Source organism: Adlercreutzia sp. ZJ154, assembly GCF_011039055.1.
Taxonomy (GTDB): Bacteria; Actinomycetota; Coriobacteriia; order Coriobacteriales; family Eggerthellaceae; genus Adlercreutzia_A.
Genome location: NZ_JAAKEF010000003.1, coordinates 21139 through 41147, shown reverse-complemented (window position 1 = coordinate 41147; position 20009 = coordinate 21139). Strand labels below are relative to the sequence as shown.

17 protein-coding genes are annotated in these 20009 nt (G+C 48.0%); 1 reads left to right on the top strand and 16 read right to left on the bottom strand.

Annotated features, from left to right (window positions below; all coding sequences use genetic code 11):
* Positions 1–124: 124 nt before the first annotated feature.
* The 12 genes from G7Y37_RS02235 to G7Y37_RS02180 form a co-directional block, all read right to left on the bottom strand.
* Positions 125–1033 (bottom strand): LysR family transcriptional regulator, encoded by a 909-nt coding sequence (locus G7Y37_RS02235; RefSeq protein ID WP_165061127.1) that lies wholly within the window; start codon positions 1031–1033, stop codon positions 125–127.
* Positions 1034–1419: 386 nt separating this feature from the next.
* Positions 1420–1758, bottom strand: a complete 339-nt coding sequence (locus tag G7Y37_RS02230) for a 4Fe-4S binding protein (protein WP_165061124.1) — start codon at positions 1756–1758, stop codon at positions 1420–1422.
* 2 nt (positions 1759–1760) lie between these two features.
* Positions 1761–4010, bottom strand: coding sequence for a molybdopterin-dependent oxidoreductase (locus G7Y37_RS02225; RefSeq protein WP_165061121.1), 2250 nt, complete (start codon positions 4008–4010; stop codon positions 1761–1763).
* Between the two features lie 967 nt (positions 4011–4977).
* Positions 4978–5265 carry a 50S ribosomal protein L23 gene (rplW, locus tag G7Y37_RS02220; protein ID WP_165061118.1) on the bottom strand — a complete coding sequence of 96 codons (288 nt, stop codon included), beginning with the start codon at positions 5263–5265 and terminating at the stop codon, positions 4978–4980.
* Positions 5265–5891 (bottom strand): 50S ribosomal protein L4, encoded by a 627-nt coding sequence (rplD, locus tag G7Y37_RS02215; protein ID WP_165061114.1) that lies wholly within the window; start codon positions 5889–5891, stop codon positions 5265–5267. Before rplD ends, rplW begins: the two co-directional genes overlap by 1 nt.
* A gap of 9 nt (positions 5892–5900) precedes the next feature.
* Positions 5901–6539 (bottom strand): 50S ribosomal protein L3, encoded by a 639-nt coding sequence (gene rplC / locus G7Y37_RS02210; protein ID WP_165061111.1) that lies wholly within the window; start codon positions 6537–6539, stop codon positions 5901–5903.
* Between the two features lie 10 nt (positions 6540–6549).
* The gene (gene rpsJ / locus G7Y37_RS02205) at positions 6550–6858 is read right to left on the bottom strand and encodes a 30S ribosomal protein S10 (protein ID WP_165061108.1); all 309 of its coding nucleotides are present in this window, start codon (positions 6856–6858) and stop codon (positions 6550–6552) included.
* Between the two features lie 23 nt (positions 6859–6881).
* Positions 6882–8999: an elongation factor G gene (gene fusA / locus G7Y37_RS02200; RefSeq protein WP_165061105.1), complete on the bottom strand. Its 2118-nt coding sequence runs from the start codon at positions 8997–8999 to the stop codon at positions 6882–6884.
* Positions 9000–9013: 14 nt separating this feature from the next.
* Positions 9014–9484, bottom strand: coding sequence for a 30S ribosomal protein S7 (gene rpsG, locus G7Y37_RS02195; protein WP_165061102.1), 471 nt, complete (start codon positions 9482–9484; stop codon positions 9014–9016).
* Positions 9485–9570: 86 nt separating this feature from the next.
* Positions 9571–9942: a 30S ribosomal protein S12 gene (gene rpsL, locus G7Y37_RS02190; protein ID WP_165061099.1), complete on the bottom strand. Its 372-nt coding sequence runs from the start codon at positions 9940–9942 to the stop codon at positions 9571–9573.
* A 192-nt stretch (positions 9943–10134) separates the two neighbouring features.
* Complete coding sequence (locus tag G7Y37_RS02185) at positions 10135–11259, bottom strand: M20/M25/M40 family metallo-hydrolase (RefSeq protein ID WP_165061096.1); 1125 nt, start codon at positions 11257–11259, stop codon at positions 10135–10137.
* Between the two features lie 29 nt (positions 11260–11288).
* On the bottom strand, positions 11289–12647 hold the full coding sequence (locus G7Y37_RS02180) for a putative manganese-dependent inorganic diphosphatase (protein ID WP_165061093.1): 1359 nt from the start codon (positions 12645–12647) through the stop codon (positions 11289–11291).
* 185 nt (positions 12648–12832) lie between these two features.
* Between G7Y37_RS02180 and G7Y37_RS02175 the strand changes: the two genes are divergently transcribed.
* The gene (locus G7Y37_RS02175) at positions 12833–13075 is read left to right on the top strand and encodes a glutathione S-transferase N-terminal domain-containing protein (RefSeq protein WP_165061090.1); all 243 of its coding nucleotides are present in this window, start codon (positions 12833–12835) and stop codon (positions 13073–13075) included.
* Between the two features lie 22 nt (positions 13076–13097).
* On the opposite strand, the gene G7Y37_RS02170 is transcribed toward G7Y37_RS02175, so the two are convergent.
* The 4 genes from G7Y37_RS02170 to G7Y37_RS02155 are packed head-to-tail and all read right to left on the bottom strand — an operon-like array spanning position 13098 to position 19855.
* Positions 13098–15431, bottom strand: a complete 2334-nt coding sequence (locus G7Y37_RS02170) for an ATP-dependent helicase (RefSeq protein WP_165061087.1) — start codon at positions 15429–15431, stop codon at positions 13098–13100.
* Between the two features lie 57 nt (positions 15432–15488).
* Positions 15489–17666 carry an arsenosugar biosynthesis radical SAM (seleno)protein ArsS gene (gene arsS / locus G7Y37_RS02165; RefSeq protein ID WP_165061084.1) on the bottom strand — a complete coding sequence of 726 codons (2178 nt, stop codon included), beginning with the start codon at positions 17664–17666 and terminating at the stop codon, positions 15489–15491.
* Entirely contained in the window at positions 17666–18754 is a 1089-nt protein-coding gene (locus G7Y37_RS02160; RefSeq protein ID WP_165061081.1) for a GTP-binding protein, read from the bottom strand. Before G7Y37_RS02160 ends, arsS begins: the two co-directional genes overlap by 1 nt.
* Positions 18755–18763: 9 nt before the next feature.
* Complete coding sequence (locus G7Y37_RS02155) at positions 18764–19855, bottom strand: methyltransferase domain-containing protein (protein ID WP_165061077.1); 1092 nt, start codon at positions 19853–19855, stop codon at positions 18764–18766.
* Positions 19856–20009: the final 154 nt, after the last annotated feature.

The window sequence follows — 20009 nt, the reverse complement described above, 5'->3', positions numbered from 1 at the left end:
TCGTATCAACTGGAGGATTGCTAGCCCGCTGTAAGAAATGTTCGAATTATCGCACCCTAACTGTCATTTCCGACAGTAGACCCGAAAGGAAAAAGGCAAAGCGGTGCCCGCATAGCCAGCAAGGCTACAAAACACCTCTTTCTGATATTACATCACGCAATAAAGTTACCAAGTCCATCATCACATCCGATTCCGCACGGCGCTTCCAAACCGCCACAACATCGAAATGTTTTGGCGCTTCCTCTAATCTCAAAAAGGCAAAACGCTGATCAAAATCGGAATAATTACGCACATGGTCAAATAAGACAGTAACGTAACGCCCGCTGCTTATAAGCATAAACAGACTCCAAATATCGTTAGCAGACTGCACCAACGTTATTTTGTCGCGAATAGGCGCTATTAAGTTTTCTATTATGGGCGCTTCGCGAATCATAAACGACGGTGACGAAAAGATAATTTTCTCGCCTATCAAATCTTTCAAATGTACGCTTTCGCGCGAAGCCAACCTGTGATCTTTCGGCACTATTACAGCAATATGGTCGCGGTAGAGTTTTTCCACATGATATATCGTAGTGGGAAATTTGATGTATTCAGTTGTAATAACCATGTCTAGGCTATCGTCTTCCAGCCCAGAAAATGTACCGTCTATTTCTTGCGTATGGAACTCCAAATTAATGCAGCTATGCGATTCCATAAAACGGCTAACTACCTCAGGCAAAAATGCCGACACAGCACCCGCTAGATACCCTACTGTAATATTGCGATTTATGCCAGCATTGAATCGATTTAGAGCTACTATACCCTCGTTATAGTCGTTTACTATACGTTGAGCATACTCTATGAATATAGAACCTGCATCGGTTAGTTCCACATTGTTTCTATCGCGCAGAAACAATGCCACACCAAGATCTTGTTCCAGTGCTGATATATGCTTACTGATAGCAGATTGAGTCGTGTATAACTGAATCGCAGTTTGTGTAAAACTGTGATTTTGCGCCAACACTATCATTTCTCTAAGATGGGAAATCTGCATGGATAAATTATATATCTATTTTAAAGGGCTGACTGCTTATCCGAACTAGAAACTTGAATAGGCTTAGGTAATTCAAGACCGCATTGTGAACATTTATCAGCACCTTCTTCATTTTGAAAGCCACAGCGGAAGCATACCGGTGTTATTTCTAACTTGCGGGGCTCTCCGCGGCATTTTCCACACCCAACACAAGCGTACCCACACGACATAGCGCATCCTTTCTTATGTTTGCGTCCATACTCGCAAGTTGCCACTTTCAGGAAAGGTGCTAGGGAATGCAAACCTACAAGCTAGACGCAATAAGGTGGTCAGCAGCTATACCGCTGACCACCTTAGCCCGCATGGCGCTGCAATCTCAAAAACAGCAACACCCATAGAAGCTCGGGTTAACCTTGATTATGGAATAGCACCTGCTTCTTTTTGGCAGACAGCTTCGATTGCAACTCATCAATAAGACCTACTTCCAAACAACGCGCTTGGCAGTGATGCATGCATGTAGGTAATTTTCCCTGCGCTATGCGCTCTACGCAAAAGTTGCACTGATCGGTAGGAATAGGCATGTTTATAAGTACCCATTTCCTATCGCCATATTGATAAGGTCCCACTTCTGTAACTTTTATTCCAAACTGGTCGGGCGGCAAATTGTGCTCCATCTGGCATGCAGTTTCGCATGTATGGCATCCGGTACACCAGTCATAATCTATCAACATTCCGTAATCAGCCATGGCTAGTTTTCCTCCTGCACCTTGTATACCTTACACAGCATCGATTTATAGTTTGCGCCGAATCCAGATTTGCCGGGAAGGTAGGAATTGAGCAGTTTGTTCACATTTAGGTCAAGCATGCCGAATAAACCATCTTTTTCCTCGCCCGGGGCTTCAGGGAACCACCAGCCATGGTCTGACATCAGCACTCTTTCATCTATTATGTTTGTAGTTTCAACTACACGCTTACACCTGCCGCGATCGTTCTCTAACCAAACCCATTCGCCATTTTTGATGCCCAATTTATCGGCAGCTTTGGGGTTCATCTGCACGATAGGCCATGGACGCTTAGCACGCAGATGCGGCACTTGCCTGTGCTCAGAGTGGAACATGAACCAATTGCGTGCGCCGGTAGTAAGCACAAACGGATACTTCTCATAAAGATCTGGTGTAGAAACGGGGCTTTCAGTTGGCTCTTCAAAATAAGGTACGGGACTTAAACCAGCTTTGTTATAGAAAGTGGACCATAATTCCAAACGCCCTGTAGTGGTATTGAAACCGACCTGCCCATCTGAACGAAGCATACCTTTTTCATAGCGCTTGTACTCGAACGGAATGTAGGCTGGCGCAACTTCCTGCAATTCTTCAAATGTATAGCCTGTGCACTCTATAACATAAGAGAACATTTCATCCACATCAGCCCACGGCCATGCCTCTGGATTAAAACGCTTGCCCAACTCTAGGTTAATCTGCATGTCAGATTTTGCCTCACCCACTTGGCAAACTTTATTGATAGTTTCACCGCGCTGAGCACCGTCGCCCACGCGAATGCCATCGCGTTCAGCATAAGTACAAGCCGGTAGGAATACATCGGCTAGCGCCATAGCAGTAGGCGTCATAAACATATCAACCACTACAATGAAATCTAGTGTGCGCCATGCTTTTATTGAACGCTCGGGGTCGGGTGCGGTACAAGTTAGGAAATTAGTGGTTTGCAACCATGCGCCATGCAACTTATACGGCTGCCCGGTTTCTAGTGTTTTCATAACCTCGTCGGAAGAAGCCACTTGGAAGCCAAAACGCAGTAGCGCATACTTATCCAAACCGATGCGGTGCTCATTCATTTCATCAGTTACCAGCTCGCCTCCGAAACCACCAGAGTACGCAAGTATTTCAGGGGGAACTATCATGCAGCCGGGCTTATCGCAGTAGCCACATATTTGCCACAATGCGCCGATTGCCTGTGCGGCAGGTAGCGATTCTTTGGTGGTATCAACGGCAAGACCCCACTGCATTATGCCGCTGTTAGCGTTAGCCCACGCACGAGCAGCATCGCGAATTATGTCAGATGCAATCCATGTTATTTCAGATGCACGATCGAGCGGATATTCGGCAGCGGCAGCAGCCAATTCATCAAAGCCATAACACCAGCGCTCAACAAATTCGTGGTCGTACAAATCTTCACTAATAATTACATTCAGCATACCTAGCGCCAGCGCCGCATCGGTGCCGGGGCGTATTTGCAGCCAATATTCAGCCTTGTACGCAAGCCATGTAAGGCGCGGATCAACCACAATTAGCTTGGCACCGCGCTTCATAACGTCAACCATCCAATGTCCGTAAAAACCATCGGAATTTGCTATCAGAGGATTGTTGCCCCATACCATTATGTAGTCAGGGCACTCCCAATTAGGATTATCGTAGCGATCGGGGAATTGCTGAGCGAAATCGCCCACCCAGAAGTTACCAGTGGTAGCAGCGCACCCTGCTACGCGCGGCAAATAGCACGCCATACCCGACATGTTAAACATGTAGTTAGGAGAACCAAACGACCACGCCAAGCGCGTTATCCATGCAGCAATATCGCGTCCAGTTCCCTGCACGAACGGTATAGCCCATGGACCGTACTTTTCCTTAATTTCAGTAAACTTTTCATATATCAGATCGTAAGCTTCATCCCAGCTTATTTCTGTCCAAGCATCCTTACCACGATCTTCGGGATTGCGTTTCATGGGCTTCAAAATACGGCTAGGGTTATAAACCACTTCGGGTAGCGCCAAGCAGCGATTACATAAACGCCCTTGGTTATACGGATTCTCTGGGTCGCCTTCTACCTTCACTAGTTTGCCTTCGTCGTCGGTATACAGCAGTACGCCGCAACCGATATGACAGCCCGGTCCAGACCACGCACTACCACGTGTTACATGTAGACCGTTTTCGTCATACCGATAAGGCTTTTCATGAGGTACCAGATGATACTTAGGTTTATCCATCCTATTCTCTCCCTCTCTCTTTGCTTGCCTTTTAATACTTCAAAATACAGAGACGCTTGCTTGTCTCTGCAAACACCGCAGTTAGATGCCCGCCAAAAGATGCAATGCCTCGTCAGATGTTGGCGCCGCACTCCAACAACTAAATAAACCAATTATCAGTTCAGGAAATGGATGTAGCTTTTGCATTAAGAGCATGAAAGATGATGAAAAAATTAATGCAATATTCCAAATTAGAATAATGCTTTTTCGGCATATAGGCAGAAAAGTGTGTAGGATTCTCACTTTACATGCCTGTTCAGGCAAGCTTTTTCTAAGAAAAAATCAGTTATGGACAGAGGTGAGCGGTGTTTACTAGAAAATGTGCAATCTGTGGCGACAAGATGAAGAAAAATGGGTTTACAAAAGCTGGAAGGCAGAGGTGGAGATGTAGCTTGTGCGGAGGCTATAGTGTTAGGAAAAACGATACCTCCACAAGATGGCTTTTGGGTAAACTCTCTCAAAGCTGACGCTAGATTACGATTCAACTCATCCGCATACTAGTTCAAAAAAGTTAGAAAAATGGTCAAAACTTCCAGCTTTCCATGGTCATAGCGCCACATAGCTAACTTGAATTGTGGAGAACACTGGGCAAACAGTGTTCTTCAATTCCATTTTGATTCGTAATTGGCGTAATTTGGCATTATAGACTGTGGAAAGCTGGAAGTTTTGACCATTTTTCGCCTAAAAAGTGACGAAGGCAACACACGGTCTGGTTTGGTCAAAGTTCCATCACAGCGCGCCCTATCCATATGCAATCGACTGAGCCTTACACACTTTTCTGCTTATATGCCTGCATTTGGCTATGTACTTCCCGCTATCGGGCGTACTAGGGACTTTCACCCATTAGAAACGTGCGCATGCTCGGCACAACAAGAAAAAAGGCACCCTTTGCGGGGTGCCCTTCAAAAAACCGCTATTTAACTTCGGATTAGCTAGCGAAAATTGATATCTCATCGCCTTCAGCAAGTGTAACCATAGCCTTCTTCCATGTGCGAGTTAAACCCGTCTGATAGCGCACGCGCTTCGGCTTCGGCTTCACATTCAAAGTATTTACCTTTGTCACCTTAACATCAAAGATAGCCTCTACAGCATTGCGAATCTCTATCTTGTTAGCATCTTTCGCCACTTCGAACGTATAAACGTTATTTTCTATAACGTCATAGCTGTGCTCCGAGATGATAGGACGAATGATAATCTCTCTAGGATCACGTTGCATTATGCAAGCACCTCCTCGATGTATTTCAGGCAGCTATCCACGATAACCAGCTTCTTGTTATCTAGGATCTCATATGTATTAATGTCGTTTACCGGCAGAATGTCTACCGAAGAAATGTTGCGGAAAGACAGGAACGTTTCCACATCTTCATTTTCAATAACAAGCGTAATGCGCTGATTATCAATACCTAGCGCTTTCAGAGCCGCTATAGCATCTTTTGTGCGCGGCTTTTCAAAATCGAAAGGCTTAACAAGAATTATCTCGCCGTCTGCCAACTTCGCAGAAAGTGCACTACGCATTGCTAGCTTGATTTCTTTCTTGTTCACCTTCTGATGATAGCTACGGCTGTGCGGACCAAAGACCACGCCGCCACCGCGCCATTGAGGTGCGCGAATAGTACCTTGACGCGCGCGACCAGTACCCTTTTGGCGCCACGGCTTCTTGCCGCCACCGCTAACATATCTACGAGTCTTAGTGTTAGCCGTACCCTGTCGCCAATCGGCTTGTTGCGCCTTTACGGTGCGATGCATAACGTGCATGTTGGGCTGAATGCCGAATATGGCATCGCTAAGATCGGCTTTGCCAGCCGCCTTGCCCTGTGCATCCTTTATCTCAAGTGTTGCCATTTTTGCTCCTTACAGATTTAGCGACTTGGCGACGCGCACGCGTACAATGCCGTTTTTGCCGCCGGGAACCGCGCCCTTCACCAAAATCAGATTCTGGTCCTCATCGATACGCATAACGTCTAGGTTTAATACAGTAACCGTGTCGCAACCCATGTGTCCCGGAAGACGCACGCCTTTAAACACACGCGAAGGCGTTGCGCACTGACCAACAGAACCGGGAGCGCGATGGAAGTGTGCACCGTGACCGCCCGGGCCGCCGCCAAAACCGTAACGCTTAATAACGCCCGCGAAACCTTTACCCTTGCTAGTGCCGGTAACATCAACTTTCTCAATTTCATTGAAAGCTGCTACTGTCTGCTCGTCTCCTACCTTGTAGTCGGCAGCATTTTCTACGCGAATTTCACGCAGATAGCGCTTAGGCTCGGCACCTTGCTTTTCAAAGTGACCCTTCATGGGCTTGTTCACCTTCTGCGGCTTTATATAGCCAAAGCCCACCTGCACGGCGTTATAACCGTCAGTTTCAGGGGTCTTCACCTGACATACCGTGTTGGGCTCAGCTTTAATAACTGTAACGGGCACCAGCACGTCGTCTTCGGTGTAAATCTGGGTCATACCCAGCTTCTTGCCGTAAATTTCTTTCATAGTCATGCTGCGCCTCCTACAGCTTTATCTCGATGTCGACGCCAGCCGGAAGATCGAGACGCATCAGCGAGTCCACAGTATTCGGGGTGGGCTCCAAGATGTCGATCAGACGCTTATGAGTGCGCATTTCGAACTGCTCACGCGAATCCTTATCCACATGAGGCGAGCGAATAACGCAATACATATTACGCTCAGTCGGCAGCGGAATTGGTCCGGAAATCTTTGCACCGGTCTTCTGGGCCGTATCCACGATTAGTTTCGTGGACTGGTCTACGATTTCATGATCGTAGCCCTTCAGGCGGATGCGAATCTTTTGATTAGCCACTTGATATTCTCCTTCCAGCTGCCTTAGGCGTTGCCGCCGGCCTTGCTGATTATTTCTGTTGCAACGTTCTTTGGAACCGGCTCGTAAGAGTCGAATTGCATGGTGTAAACCGCGCGACCCTGTGTACCGGAGCGCAAGTCGGTCGCATAGCCAAACATCTGCGACAGCGGAACTTTCGCGCTGATAACAGTTGCGTTTCCGCGCTGTTCTTGACCCTGAATGATGCCACGACGGCTAGGAATATCGCCCATAACGAAGCCGGTGTATTCCTCGGGCGTTTCAACTTCTACAGCCATAACAGGCTCTAGAATTACAGGGTCAGATTTCTTCAAAGCATCTTTGATAGCCATACTACCTGCTACCTTAAATGCCGCCTCAGACGAGTCAACTTCATGGAAGCTGCCGTCAATAAGCTCAACCTTTATATCTTCCACAGGATATCCAGCCAAAACGCCAGAATTCAGCGCCTCTTGAATACCCTTGTCAACCGCAGGAATGAATTCTTTCGGAATAACGCCGCCAACAATCTTGTTCTCGAATTCATAGCCCTTGCCAGCCTCTTGCGGATACATGTTGATAATCGCATGACCGTACTGACCATGACCACCAGACTGACGAACAAACTTGCCTTCTGCGTTCATTACCTCGTGTCCCGGGCGCTCGCGATAAGCAACCTGAGGCTTGCCAACATTTGCCTCTACCTTAAATTCGCGCAGCAGACGGTCGATGATGATTTCCAAATGCAACTCGCCCATGCCGGCAATAATGGTCTGCCCGGTTTCGTGGTTAGTAGACACGCGGAATGTCGGGTCTTCCTCAGCCAGCTTCTGGAGCGCAATAGCCATCTTGTCTTGCTCGGCTTTTGTCTTCGGCTCAACCGCAATATCAATTACCGGATCGGCAAATTCCATGCTCTCAAGAATAATCGGATGAGCTTCATCACAAAGGGTGTCGCCCGTAGAAGTATCCTTCAAACCAACTACAGCCACAATGTCGCCCGCGGAGCACTTATCAACATCAATCTGCTGGTTGGAGTGCATTTGAAGCAAACGACCGATGCGCTCTTTCTTGTCTTTGACGGCATTGAGCACATAGCTGCCCTTGTCAAGCGAACCAGAATAGCAGCGCAGATAAGTTAGTTTGCCCACATAGGGGTCGGTCATAATCTTAAACGCTAAGCTGCTAAACGGTGCTTTCGGATCAGCCGGACGATCTTCCTCGGCATCGGTCTTCGGATTTACGCCAGTAATAGCAGGAATATCAACAGGGCTAGGCAGGTAATCAACTACAGCGTCGAGCATTTCCTGAACGCCCTTGTTCTTATAAGCGCTACCCACAAATACGGGGTTCAACTTACAAGCAATAACGCCCTTACGAATTGCCGCCTTGAATTCCTCGACCGTGATCTCTTCTTCCATCAGAACTTTTTCCATCAGGTCGTCGTCGCAATCGGCGGCAGCCTCAAGAAGTTCTTGGCGATACAGCTCGGCATCTTCCTTGAATTCAGCGGGAATTTCGTCCATTGCCTCAGGATATGTCATGCCTTTATCGTCTGCCTTGAAGTCCCAAGCAGTCATGGTAACTAAGTCCACAACGCCCCAGAACTGGTCTTCAGCACCCATAGGCAGCTGAGCTGCATATGCCGGTGCATCTAAACGATCGCGCATTGTCTGAATGGCGTGGAAATAATCGGCACCAACGCGGTCATACTTGTTGATGAAAGCGATGCGAGGCACACCATAACGCTCAGCCTGTCGCCAAACAGTTTCAGACTGCGGTTGTACACCAGCCACAGCGTCAAACACAGCAACAGTTCCGTCAAGCACGCGCAGCGAACGCTCTACTTCGGCAGTAAAGTCAACGTGGCCTGGCGTGTCTATAATTTGGAAACGATATTCCTTGCCATCCTCTTCACCGCGAGGATATTTCCAATAGCAAGTAGTTGCAGCAGAAGTAATGGTAACGCCGCGCTCCTGCTCTTGAACCATCCAGTCCATAGTGGCGGCACCATCGTGCACTTCGCCAATCTTGTGGGTTTTACCCGTGTAATAAAGAATACGCTCGGTAGTGGTAGTCTTGCCCGCATCAATGTGAGCCATAATACCGAAGTTGCGCGTATCTTTTAGTTCCAATTTAGCCATATGAGTTCCCCTGACTAGAATCGGTAATGCGAGAAGGCGCGGTTCGCCTCAGCCATCTTATACATGTCTTCGCGCTTCTTTACGGCAGCGCCGGTGTTGTTAGAAGCGTCAATAATCTCGCTTGCTAGGCGCTCTTTCATGGTGTGCTCTTTACGAGAGCGCGAGTAATCTACAATCCAGCGAATGGCTAGCGTAGTAGCGCGCCTAGAGTTAACTTCCATTGGCACCTGATAGGTTGCACCACCAACACGCTTCGGCTTGCACTCAAGCGTTGGACGTACATTGTCCATAGCTTTCTTGAAGACAGACAGCGGATCTTCGCCAGTCTTTTCCTCTACTAAATCGAAAGCACCATAAACAATGCGCTCAGCAAGAGACTTCTTGCCGTCAAGCATTATTTTGTTGGTAAGTTGCGTAACCAAACGATTGTTAAATTTTGGATCCGGCTGAATTTCGCGCCGGGATGCTGCTGCACGACGTGGCATGCGTTTCTCCTTTTCTTCTGCGCGCTTCGGGCGAGTTATCTTGTCCTCGCCATTAGGCTTGCAAGCCCGCGCGACTTAACGACTTGTTATTTGGGGCGCTTAGCGCCATAGCGGCTGCGAGCCTGCATACGGTTGTCCACCGGAGCGCAGTCGAGCGCGGCACGAATGACCTTGTAACGCACACCGGGCAGGTCTTTAACACGACCGCCGCGGATAAGTACCATTGAGTGCTCTTGCAGGTTATGACCAATACCGGGAATATAGGCCGTCACCTCCATGCCGTTAACTAGACGCACACGGCAAACCTTACGCAACGCAGAATTCGGCTTTTTGGGGGTAGTGGTGAACACACGGGTGCACACCCCACGCTTCTGCGGATTGCTCTGGAGAGCAGGGGTCTTCTTCTTGTCTACCTGCTTTTTGCGGCCCTTACGGACTAGCTGATTAATTGTTGGCAATTTTATCTTCCTTTTCTGCCTTAAAGGTTTTACTAATTTATTTTCGCCTTGATATGCGAAAAATATGCGCCTTATTCAGGCGCGACGTTGCATATTAGACATATATTCCCAGTGTGTCAAACGCCACGGAGCCGGGAGTGTCTATATTCTCAATCAGGTATCATTTGAATGCGGAAGATGATAGCGAAACTTCTACTCAACTGCCTCTTTAATAAGCGCTTCCACCAAACGAGCCGAGTCTTCCAAATCTTGAACGTAAATGTATTCATCCACAGAATGAAAGTTTGTCATACCTATACCAAGCGTTATGGCGCAAGCGCCGCATCGCCCAAGTATATTCGCATCAGCGCCACCACCCGTACGATGCATATTAGGCTGCAAGCCGCACGAATGCATGGCGCGCTTCAGCATATCTATAATAGGATCAGTTTCTGCAAAAACTATTTCTGGATAATCTAGTGTCCAGTCAACTTCTGCGCTGCCGCCGTGACGCGCAGCAGATTCCATCAAAGCGGCTTCCATAGCGTTGCGCAAAGTTTCGGCACGCTCTGGGAAAATAGAGCGACATTCGCCCTCTACAATACATGTATCGGGAACTATATTCACAGCTACGCCACCCTTAATAACGCCGATGTTTGCTGTGGTAGCGTCATCTAACCGTCCAAGCGGCATCTGCGCTATAGCTTCGGCTGCTATGCGAATAGCCGACACTCCTGCCTCGGGTTCTACACCAGCATGCGCCGCCTTACCGCTTATGCGAGCACGCATTGTGTAATGGTTCGGCGCTTCGGCAATTATTGTGCCCGGAGCACCGTCGGCATCTAACACAAAGCATGGCACATTGTTGCTAAATACATCAGTTGCTAAAGCAGATGCGCCCACCAAGCTCTGCTCTTCGCAAGTGGTAAGCAATATTGTTATGTCAGGTCTGGGATCGGCCGCTTCTATAGATGAACGCACACCTTCCAAAATGGCTGCCACGCCCGCCTTGTCATCGGCTGACAAAATAGTTTCACCAGCCGATCTGTAAATGTCGCCCTTTTCGTCTGATTCTCGCACAACTTCTATACCGGCGCAGGGCAGCACGGTATCCATGTGGGCGCAAAATGCCACATGCCCGCGCGCCGTACCCGGCAAATGTGCAATTAAATTGCCTGTATCAGACCCGGTTTGTTCAGCAGAACCATCAATTTCTACCTGAAAACCGCAGTCGCGCAGCTTGCTTGCACATAATGCCGCCATTTTCGCCTCATGGTATGACGGGCTTTCCACCCCAACCAATTCTAAAAACGTACTATGCAGTCTATCTACGTTCATCGTCTGCCTTCGAATTGATCGATCTGAGCTTAGTTCAAGATGCGCGCAGCAACCTGCTTTTTACGCGAAAGAATACCCGGCATCCAATTGCCGCCTTCGCTTTCGCATTCTATACCGAAGGCACGCTCGGCAATACGAGTATTACCCTCAACAAGGAACTGGCTGCCTTCTGCCATTATGTCAGTCACCATTAACAGCACCATCGTATACGCACGATCTTCAATTAGTTTGCGCATGTATTCGCGCATTTCAGCTTCGCGCTCCATAACTCCCGACAAATTCACCGTTTCATGCTGCGCGATTAGTAACGTATCGTCGCCCATTTGGAACTCTTTGCTATCGGTGCAAACCAAGTCTTCCACCGGCATATCATCTTCGCCGCCGCGCTGACGGAACACCTCTAGCCCGAATTCCACAGGGTCGCACCCAATTATGCTGGCTAAGAAATCTACCTGTTCGCGATCAATATCGGTTGCTGTGGGCGACTTCAATATTACAGTGTCGGTCATTATTGCCGACAAAAGCACTTCAGCTATGGCGGGAGGAATTGCAATACCGTGCTGGCGGAATTGCATAGTAACTATTGTTGCGGTGCTGCCAAGCGGTAAGTTTATAAACTGAATTGGATTCGCCGTAGATACATCTGCTATACGATGATGATCCACTACCTCCATCACGTCGGCATCTTCAATACCGGGTGCCGCTTGCAGCGTTTCGTTGTGATCTACCAAAATAACGCGACGCTTCGCTGCGCCAGCCACATCGCTGCGCGTCATTATGCCAATTGCTCTGCCGGCATCATCTAAAATTATGCCTTCGCGAAGTTCACTTGCCATCAAGTCTTCCGTGGCTTCTTTCAAAAGCCCCTCTTCATCAAGCTCTAATACATTTGTTGCCATCAATTCGCCTACGCGCTGATTCAAAGAATCGATTAGCGACGAGGCAACGGCCATACTGGATGAAGGGTCATCATCTTGCAAAGCATCGGTAGCCGAAATATAACGCTCGGCAATAGCGCGAGTAGAAATAAGCCCCATGAATTTACCCGCGTCGTCCGTTACGGCAAGCGATCGTATATTGTACTTTTTCAGCAAGCGCCCTGCTTCTAGCATAGGCGCATCAACCGATATGGTTATAGGATCGCGCGTCATAACATCGCTCACACGCAGATACACATGCGTTATTACGCGCGGCGCTTCCAAGCCATTCTTTGCCAGTACCCACTCGCTTTCGGGCGGCATTTGCCCCAACCGTGCCGGAATATATTCCACATCGGTTTGCCCATTGCGTTTTGCCAGTTCATTTTTTAGGTAAGCATACGCTACAGCAGAGCTTATTGAATCGTTATCAGGGTTGCGATGCCCTACTACGATGATAGATTTCACCATTGTTCCTCCAAACATACACAGCAGCCATTATATAAACTATCAAACATCATGAATGCATCCATCGGCTGAGCGGCAAACACTTATAAGTAGCGAATACCTACATTTCATATGAAGCACATACTACAAGGGCTAATTGATGCGCGATAATAGGGACGCTTTAAGAAACGTTGAAAGGAAGCACTAAAATGACAGCGCCTATTCTTTACTATTGGGCTCCGTGTTCCACATGTTCGGTAGTAACCGCTTTTGCCGACGAACATCAAATAGAACTAGATAAGCGCGATGTAGAGCAAGAAATTCCCTACCAAGAATTATTGGCTTTGGGTGGAGATGCAAACCTGATTCCCTATTTATACGACAACGAACAGCTTATCCAAGGAAACGACGCAGTAATAGATTATTTAACTCAGAATTACCTGAATAAATAGACGCACCGACAAAGTATTGAAACTACCCTATTTTCACTATGGGTGCATAATCTTTCAATAGCTTTTTGGTCTGACCTGTTTTTGCGAACTTTATGTGCAAGGTGTCGCCATCTACCTTCATAACTTTTCCGCGCCCAAATGTCTTATGGTCAACCGTATCGCCAACAGCAAACGTCATTTTGGCGGCAGCTTTTTTGCCTGCATTTGGATTGATGCCGGCACCAAATGAACGACTGCGCCCACCTGCACCCGATGCGCTAGACTGCCCGAACACACGCCCCTCGCCTGCCTCTGACCCGCTGCCAGAAATACCGCGGCGGCTTCCACGTTTTTCCCAACCAGTACCGCTGAAGCCCAATGAACCTAGCCCAGTTGTATGGCGCAATTCTGACGGTATTTCGTGAATGAAGCGCGACGTAGGATTCGCACTAGTTTGCCCGAACAGCTGACGGCTTTGAGCGCACGTCAGCCAAAGCCGTTTGCGTGCTCTGGTAATGGCTACATACGCAAGCCTGCGCTCTTCCTCAACCGACATAGGATCGCCAACAGAATTCATATGCGGGAACACGAACTCTTCCATGCCCGCTACAAAAACACAATCGAATTCCAAGCCTTTTGCGGAATGAACTGTCATAAGCGTTACTGCACGCCCGTCTTCACTAACAGTGTCTAAGTCGGTACGCAAGCGCACCCATTCAATAAAATCAGCCAACGAATCTCCGCGCAACACACGCAGCGGCGCTTCGCCTTCTGGCATATCTTCTGTTGGAGGCGCAAATTCCGCATCGTCTTCCTCGTGGGTTTCGCTAAATTCCTGCACTACGCCCATGAATTCTTGAATATTCTCTATACGACCCTGCGCTTCATCGCTGCCTTCAGCCCGCAAAGCCTCAATTAGACCGGTGCGATCAATTATCGCCTCCACAACTTTGCGCAAATCCCCCGAGTACGACTGCGCATCTTTCATAACTTGAATAAACTCACCAAGCGCGCTGCGTGTAGATGCGCGCACATCGGTATCTATCAGAAGCATTTCGGCGGCTGTAAGCATAGGCACACCCAGCTCGCGCGCGTGCTGCGTTATGCGATCCATGCTGGTCTTGCCCACACCGCGCTTCGGCACATTTACGATGCGCGTAAATGCCATATCGTCCGCCGGATTTACCACAAGCGTCAGATACGCCATAACATCGCGTATCTCTTTGCGGTCAAAAAACTTCGTGCCACCCACTATGCGATACGGCACACCGGCGCGCAATAACATATCTTCAAGCACACGGCTTTGTGCGTTCGTGCGATAGAACAAAGCTATCTCGTCGTAGTTCACGTTGTCGGCATGCAGTTTCTCAATTTCGCCAGCTATCCAGCGTCCTTCGTCGCGTTCGTCGGTAGCCATGAACACATTTATCTTCTCGCCAGCGCCCGCAGCGGTAAACAATCGCTTCGATTTACGATGCTCATTGTTACTTATAACCGCATTCGCTGCATCCAAAATATTGCCCATACTGCGATAATTCTGCTCTAGCTTTACCACGGTGGCGTTCGGATAATCCTCTTCAAAATCTAGAATGTTGCGAATGTCGGCACCACGCCAAGAATAAATAGACTGATCGTCGTCACCCACCACCATAATGTTTTTATGCGCAGCCGCCAGCAATTTAGTTATGGCGTACTGTGCATGATTTGTGTCCTGATACTCGTCCACCATTATGTAGCGAAAGCGATCTTGATAGGCGGCTAACACCTGCTCGTGATTCTTCAACAAAAGCCACGTATACATCAGCAAGTCGTCAAAATCCATCGAATTCGCCTGCCGAAGTCGTTCTTGATAAGCAGCATACACACGCGCCGCCATTTTTTGCACAGGATCAGCCGCTTCGTCAGCCATCTGACCGGGCACCTTTAGCTCGTTTTTCGCCTGCGATACGCGCGCCATCAGCGCATTCACGGGAAAGCGACGCGGATCTATATCCATTTCCATCATTATGGTTTTGAACAGGCGCTTCTGGTCGTCGGCATCGTATATGGTGAAATTTTTTCCAAAACCCAGCAAATCGGCATCGGCGCGGAGGATGCGCACGCACATGCTATGGAAAGTTGAAACCCACATGCCACGTGCCGCAGGTCCGACCAATCTGCCCAAACGTTCGCGCATTTCGGCAGCAGCCTTATTTGTAAACGTAATTGCCAACACGCGCCAAGGCGCTACTCCGCAGTCTTCCAAAAGATGCGCTATGCGATACGTAAGCACACGAGTTTTGCCAGACCCAGCGCCCGCAAGCACCAATAGCGGTCCTTCTGTACAAAGCACCGCTTGTGCTTGCGGTTCATTTAGTGTGTCTATATCTATAGGCATGCCAAGCCCTTCAGTCCGTTGTTTTGAACAGAAAGGCTATATTCTACCGCGAAACCATCAATCCAAGCTGGCAACCAGCGAACCACCGCAGCTAGATCCAAAACCTGCCGAGCAGCTATAGCAAACTGGGTGCGTGCATATATTGCGCGCACGTAATGTGCCTGAAGCCAAATCAGCCAGCGTAGCGTCGCGCATAGAATCATCTTCGCCGATACGAATAGGTAAACCTAGCACATGATTAACTTCGCAGTCATACAAACGCCCATCAACATCCACGTTTACCTGATCGCGGCACATCATACGCTGTACGGCAAGTGCATTAAAATTATCAACGAGCAGTTTTAGATATTCATCGAACATATTTGCATCTAACAAATCTTGCCCGAAACGCCCCAACGGATAATTATTAAAAGCGAACAAATTGTCGAACACAATTCCTTCGCGCCGCTCTAATTCATCGTGGTAAAGATCGGCTAGCATATCTTGCGGTGGTGGAAGAAATGGTCCCGACACGTTATAAACCAAATCTAGCTGCAGCTCGCCTTCAGATGTACGATTTCCGCCCTTCAATTCCGCAACGCCATATCCAAGCTTGTTAAGCTTGCGTATTGCCTGCATAGCAGATTCAAAAGCACCACGACCGCGCTGAGAATCCATTGTCTCTGGATCAAAATATGGTATCGATGCTGTAACATGCGCACCAGCATCAGCAAATTCTTGCATAAAATGCGCGTATTCCGGTTTATTCAAAAGCGTCAAATTACTGCGCACAATAACATATCCACCAACCCGCTTAGCCCGCTTCGCGCCTTCTGCCAAAAACCAACTAAAATCGGAGTGAAGTTCAGGGCTTCCACCTGTAATATCAAGCACTTTGAAGTTGCCAGAATCAAATGAATCCAGCACAAGTTGCATATCTTGCCGGCTCATGTACTCCTGCGACTTAGGCGAACATTCCAAATAGCAATGCCTACATGCTAGGTTACACGCATAGGTTATGTTTACCTGCAATATAGACAACTGACCCTCTTCTGGTGCAGTTAACACCAAAGGCGCATTAACACGCTTAGAAAATGATGGTTCACCAATGCGATCAAGAGCTGCATTCAGATAACCGAGATCTACCGTTTTTCTACCGCGTCGCGCTGCTACCGCATCTTGCGCCCGTTTAAAATCAAACGCGCCTCTGTGCTGCCCGCGAGGCTGTATTGCAAAATGCTTTCCATAACGCGACTGCTCAAGCATTGCTGCCATGTTCCCGCTTACAGCCACATCGCGCCCTTTTATTAAGCGAATCTGATCAGTAAGATCAAAATAGCGCGGAGTTTCAGAGATGGTACCCAAATATCGCGCCGTCTGTCCAAAGTTTTCGTGCGCATCTTCAAGACCGAGCGCCTTTATTGCACGCACTGTACGTGACGTAAAGCCAGTAAAACCAATTTTGGTTTCCATAGCCAAATCGCTTATATGTATATCGTCTATCGACGTATAGAGAAAGCTAGACCAGCCAACACGATGCATCATTCGCCGAAAATCATCTATATATATGGCACCACCAAGACATTCACCTCGCAATACCGGATCGCTGCGCAACTCCTCCGGCATGCGCCTATCGCAAAACACATCGCTGAAATACAATTCCCCGCCGGGTTTAAGCACGCGATACACTTCACGAAGGACTTGCTCTTTGAACGGTGTTAGGTTTATTACACAATTCGATATAACCAAATCTACCGATTCATCTTCTATGCCTAATTCGACAAGGTCTTCTATGTAGCCGCATCGAAACTCAACGTTTGGTTTGGAATATCCAAAACGGCGCGTATGCTCATCTAAATACTTACTCGCCACATCTAGCTGAGCCTGTGTCATATCAACGCCAATTACGCGCCCAGTTTGACCAACTAATTTAGACAAAGCATATACATCGCGACCCGACCCGCAACCAAGATCGACCACTGTACAACCCTCAAGTGCGGGCGGAATCGGACTACCACAGCCATAAAACTGCGCGATTACATCATCTGACACCTCGCGCAATGCATCAATTACGTACTTTGGCGGTGCTTCCTCAGTACAGCAACATGCATTCGTTTTAAGGTCGTCCGACCCCGCTAAAATGCTACCGTAGTATTCCCGTATTTGGTCATGTATTGAGGCGTTCGCATTAGGAATCTGCGACGCGTCCAACGAGGGTTGCAGTTGTGCCCGCGCTTTATCTCCGCTTATAGCCATTAGCGACCCTCATCAGCCATGCCAAAGCATTCAGTGAAGAACACTTGACAATCAAGTTCATACTTATCGCATACTGCGTCTACAGCATCATCTACAATGCGCGCCATAGGACGGCTTTCGCATACAGCTCTAGCATTAACAATCATGCGCATATTTTTGTGAGGACGCAGAAATTCTTGCTCGTATTCCACATCGTAATCGACACCTATTAGCGATGCTTTGTTGAAATCGCCGTTTCCAGAAGTGGCAAATGTCTTTAAATGCGGAACGTTGCGCTTGCGCTCTATCAGACCCATTCGTATTTCTTCAATCAGATCATCCACAACTGCGTTCATGTCAATTTTATCGCCAGATAGCGTCTTGAAAAACATACGGCGGTTATACCATGTTAGTTTCGCTTCGGCTTGCTCAAATTCATGATTGTTGCGAACGCTGAAATTTTTCAGCTGTGTAGTGTTCTTTGTAACATATTGAGCCAATTCTTCTATACCTGTACGTTCACGCGCAGATATGCGAAGTACGGGAATATCGGGCACCGCTGTTTTCAGAAAGTCTACGTAGCGCTGAATGTCAGCTTCGCTAAGCAGATCGCATTTATTTAGCACCACTAAGTCGGCTTCTTCCAGCTGTAACTGCAACAAATACACCAACTCTTCGGGCAAATTGATATCTGCCTTCTCAGGCATAATCATACGAAGCCGTTCGGGGTCAACAATAACAGTAAATGGTGAAAGTAAGAATTCGTCTGAATAATCATTAGCCAACGTATGGTATACATGATCAAGCGCCCCAACCCCGCATCCCGGGATATCGCTCATCACGAATACTGCGCCGTCTTTGTCGCGCAGACGACGCAGCTGATCCACTACGTTGTCCATCTGATAGCAAATGCAGCCATTAGCTATTTCAGCCACCACGCAGCCGCTGGTCTGGGTAAGATTGGTATCCACTAAATTGGCGCCCAAATCGTTTGCGATTATGGCGGTTTCGCCATAATGCTCTTTCAGATATTCACCAAGCGCAATCATTGTTGTAGTTTTGCCAGCACCCAAAAAACCGCTGACTACCATAAAACGTATCTGACCCATCCTTCGTCCCTAACAACAAGAAGCCTGAATAGGCTGGTCATCTTCATCGTGCACACCCTCAAAGTTGGGTGCGGTTTTAATTATATGATCTCCGTGGATATCGCCAAAATGACGGCTGCGATCGCCCTTAACTGAAATTACCTTCTTGTAGCGCGTACCCAACCCCAGAACTGATACGTTGTCGCAAACATGCATAGACTGATTGGCTGGGAACTTGATATCTTTATCGAACAGGAAGAATTCAGGATAATCAGGCAAAGAACCGTCGTAGATTATCTCTTCGCCATAATCCTCGCAGTGGTCGCTGGTTAATTCCGAGTTAATAAGACGACTGGTAATAGTCGCGAAAGCTATTTCAGGATAATTGGCAGCCTCTTCTTCAGTAAGCGGCGTTTGCCATGTAAGTAGATAACGCGGATCGTGGAATCCGGCATTTTGAGCCATACGGCGGAAATCCTCAATGAACATCGCTCCGCCTAGGCGCTCTGCCACACGCTGCACTTGCTCGGCGGTTTCCTGCGGAATGCGGCGATCGGTAAATACATCGGTAAAATACCATTCGCCACCATCCTTCAACACGCGCTTTACCTCGGCAATATAAGCGCCTTTATCGGGTGACATATTGAATGTGCAGTTGCTTATAACTACATCGACCGAATCGCTAGAAATTGCGCTTAAATCTTCGGGTACACCATGAATGAGTTCTACATTGCAGCTTTCGTAACCAAATTGCTTTATCTCTTTATCCAGATATTTTTGAGCAATTGCCAAGCGCGCGGCATTCGGCTCTACACCTATCACCTTGCCATTAGGTCCAACCAACTGAGCGGCAAGATATGTATCTCGCCCGCTGCCACAGCACAGATCCAGCACAGTGCATCCTTCTAGCAAAGGTGGCAGCGCGACACCGAATTCATGGAAGGTATTCTTTATTTCAGCCGACACATTGAATAACTTGTCTCGCGCTTCATCAGGCATCGTACCCTCCGCATCGCGCGTGCGCGCCGTCAACTGCGGGTCGGCTGCTTGCGCGAGCGCTAGCGCATCATAATATGCCTGATAGTCATCATTAGCCCTGCGATAATATTCCTCGTAATTCATGCTTTTCCTTCCTATTCCTAGACACAATGCATACGACAACTAGGTTTTGATGACATAAATCTACCTCTTTCAGAGATAATGTCATCCCCTTTGTCAAAATTATATATAAGTGTATCTCTATATATAGATATAATCTAATAATGGACTTGTTTTA

Bases quoted from the DNA above. Each gene is read 5' to 3' on its own strand.
- G7Y37_RS02235 (WP_165061127.1), bottom strand. From the start codon at position 1,033: ATGCAGATTTCCCATCTTAGAGAAATGATAGTGTTGGCGCAAAATCAC.
- G7Y37_RS02230 (WP_165061124.1), bottom strand. From the start codon at position 1,758: ATGGCTGATTACGGAATGTTGATAGATTATGACTGGTGTACCGGATGC.
- G7Y37_RS02225 (WP_165061121.1), bottom strand. From the start codon at position 4,010: ATGGATAAACCTAAGTATCATCTGGTACCTCATGAAAAGCCTTATCGG.
- rplW (WP_165061118.1), bottom strand. From the start codon at position 5,265: ATGCAACGTGATCCTAGAGAGATTATCATTCGTCCTATCATCTCGGAG.
- rplD (WP_165061114.1), bottom strand. From the start codon at position 5,891: ATGGCAACACTTGAGATAAAGGATGCACAGGGCAAGGCGGCTGGCAAA.
- rplC (WP_165061111.1), bottom strand. From the start codon at position 6,539: ATGACTATGAAAGAAATTTACGGCAAGAAGCTGGGTATGACCCAGATT.
- fusA (WP_165061105.1), bottom strand. From the start codon at position 8,999: ATGGCTAAATTGGAACTAAAAGATACGCGCAACTTCGGTATTATGGCT.
- rpsG (WP_165061102.1), bottom strand. From the start codon at position 9,484: ATGCCACGTCGTGCAGCAGCATCCCGGCGCGAAATTCAGCCGGATCCA.
- G7Y37_RS02185 (WP_165061096.1), bottom strand. From the start codon at position 11,259: ATGAACGTAGATAGACTGCATAGTACGTTTTTAGAATTGGTTGGGGTG.
- G7Y37_RS02180 (WP_165061093.1), bottom strand. From the start codon at position 12,647: ATGGTGAAATCTATCATCGTAGTAGGGCATCGCAACCCTGATAACGAT.
- G7Y37_RS02175 (WP_165061090.1), top strand. From the start codon at position 12,833: ATGACAGCGCCTATTCTTTACTATTGGGCTCCGTGTTCCACATGTTCG.
- G7Y37_RS02170 (WP_165061087.1), bottom strand. From the start codon at position 15,431: ATGCCTATAGATATAGACACACTAAATGAACCGCAAGCACAAGCGGTG.
- arsS (WP_165061084.1), bottom strand. From the start codon at position 17,666: ATGGCTATAAGCGGAGATAAAGCGCGGGCACAACTGCAACCCTCGTTG.
- G7Y37_RS02160 (WP_165061081.1), bottom strand. From the start codon at position 18,754: ATGGGTCAGATACGTTTTATGGTAGTCAGCGGTTTTTTGGGTGCTGGC.
- G7Y37_RS02155 (WP_165061077.1), bottom strand. From the start codon at position 19,855: ATGAATTACGAGGAATATTATCGCAGGGCTAATGATGACTATCAGGCA.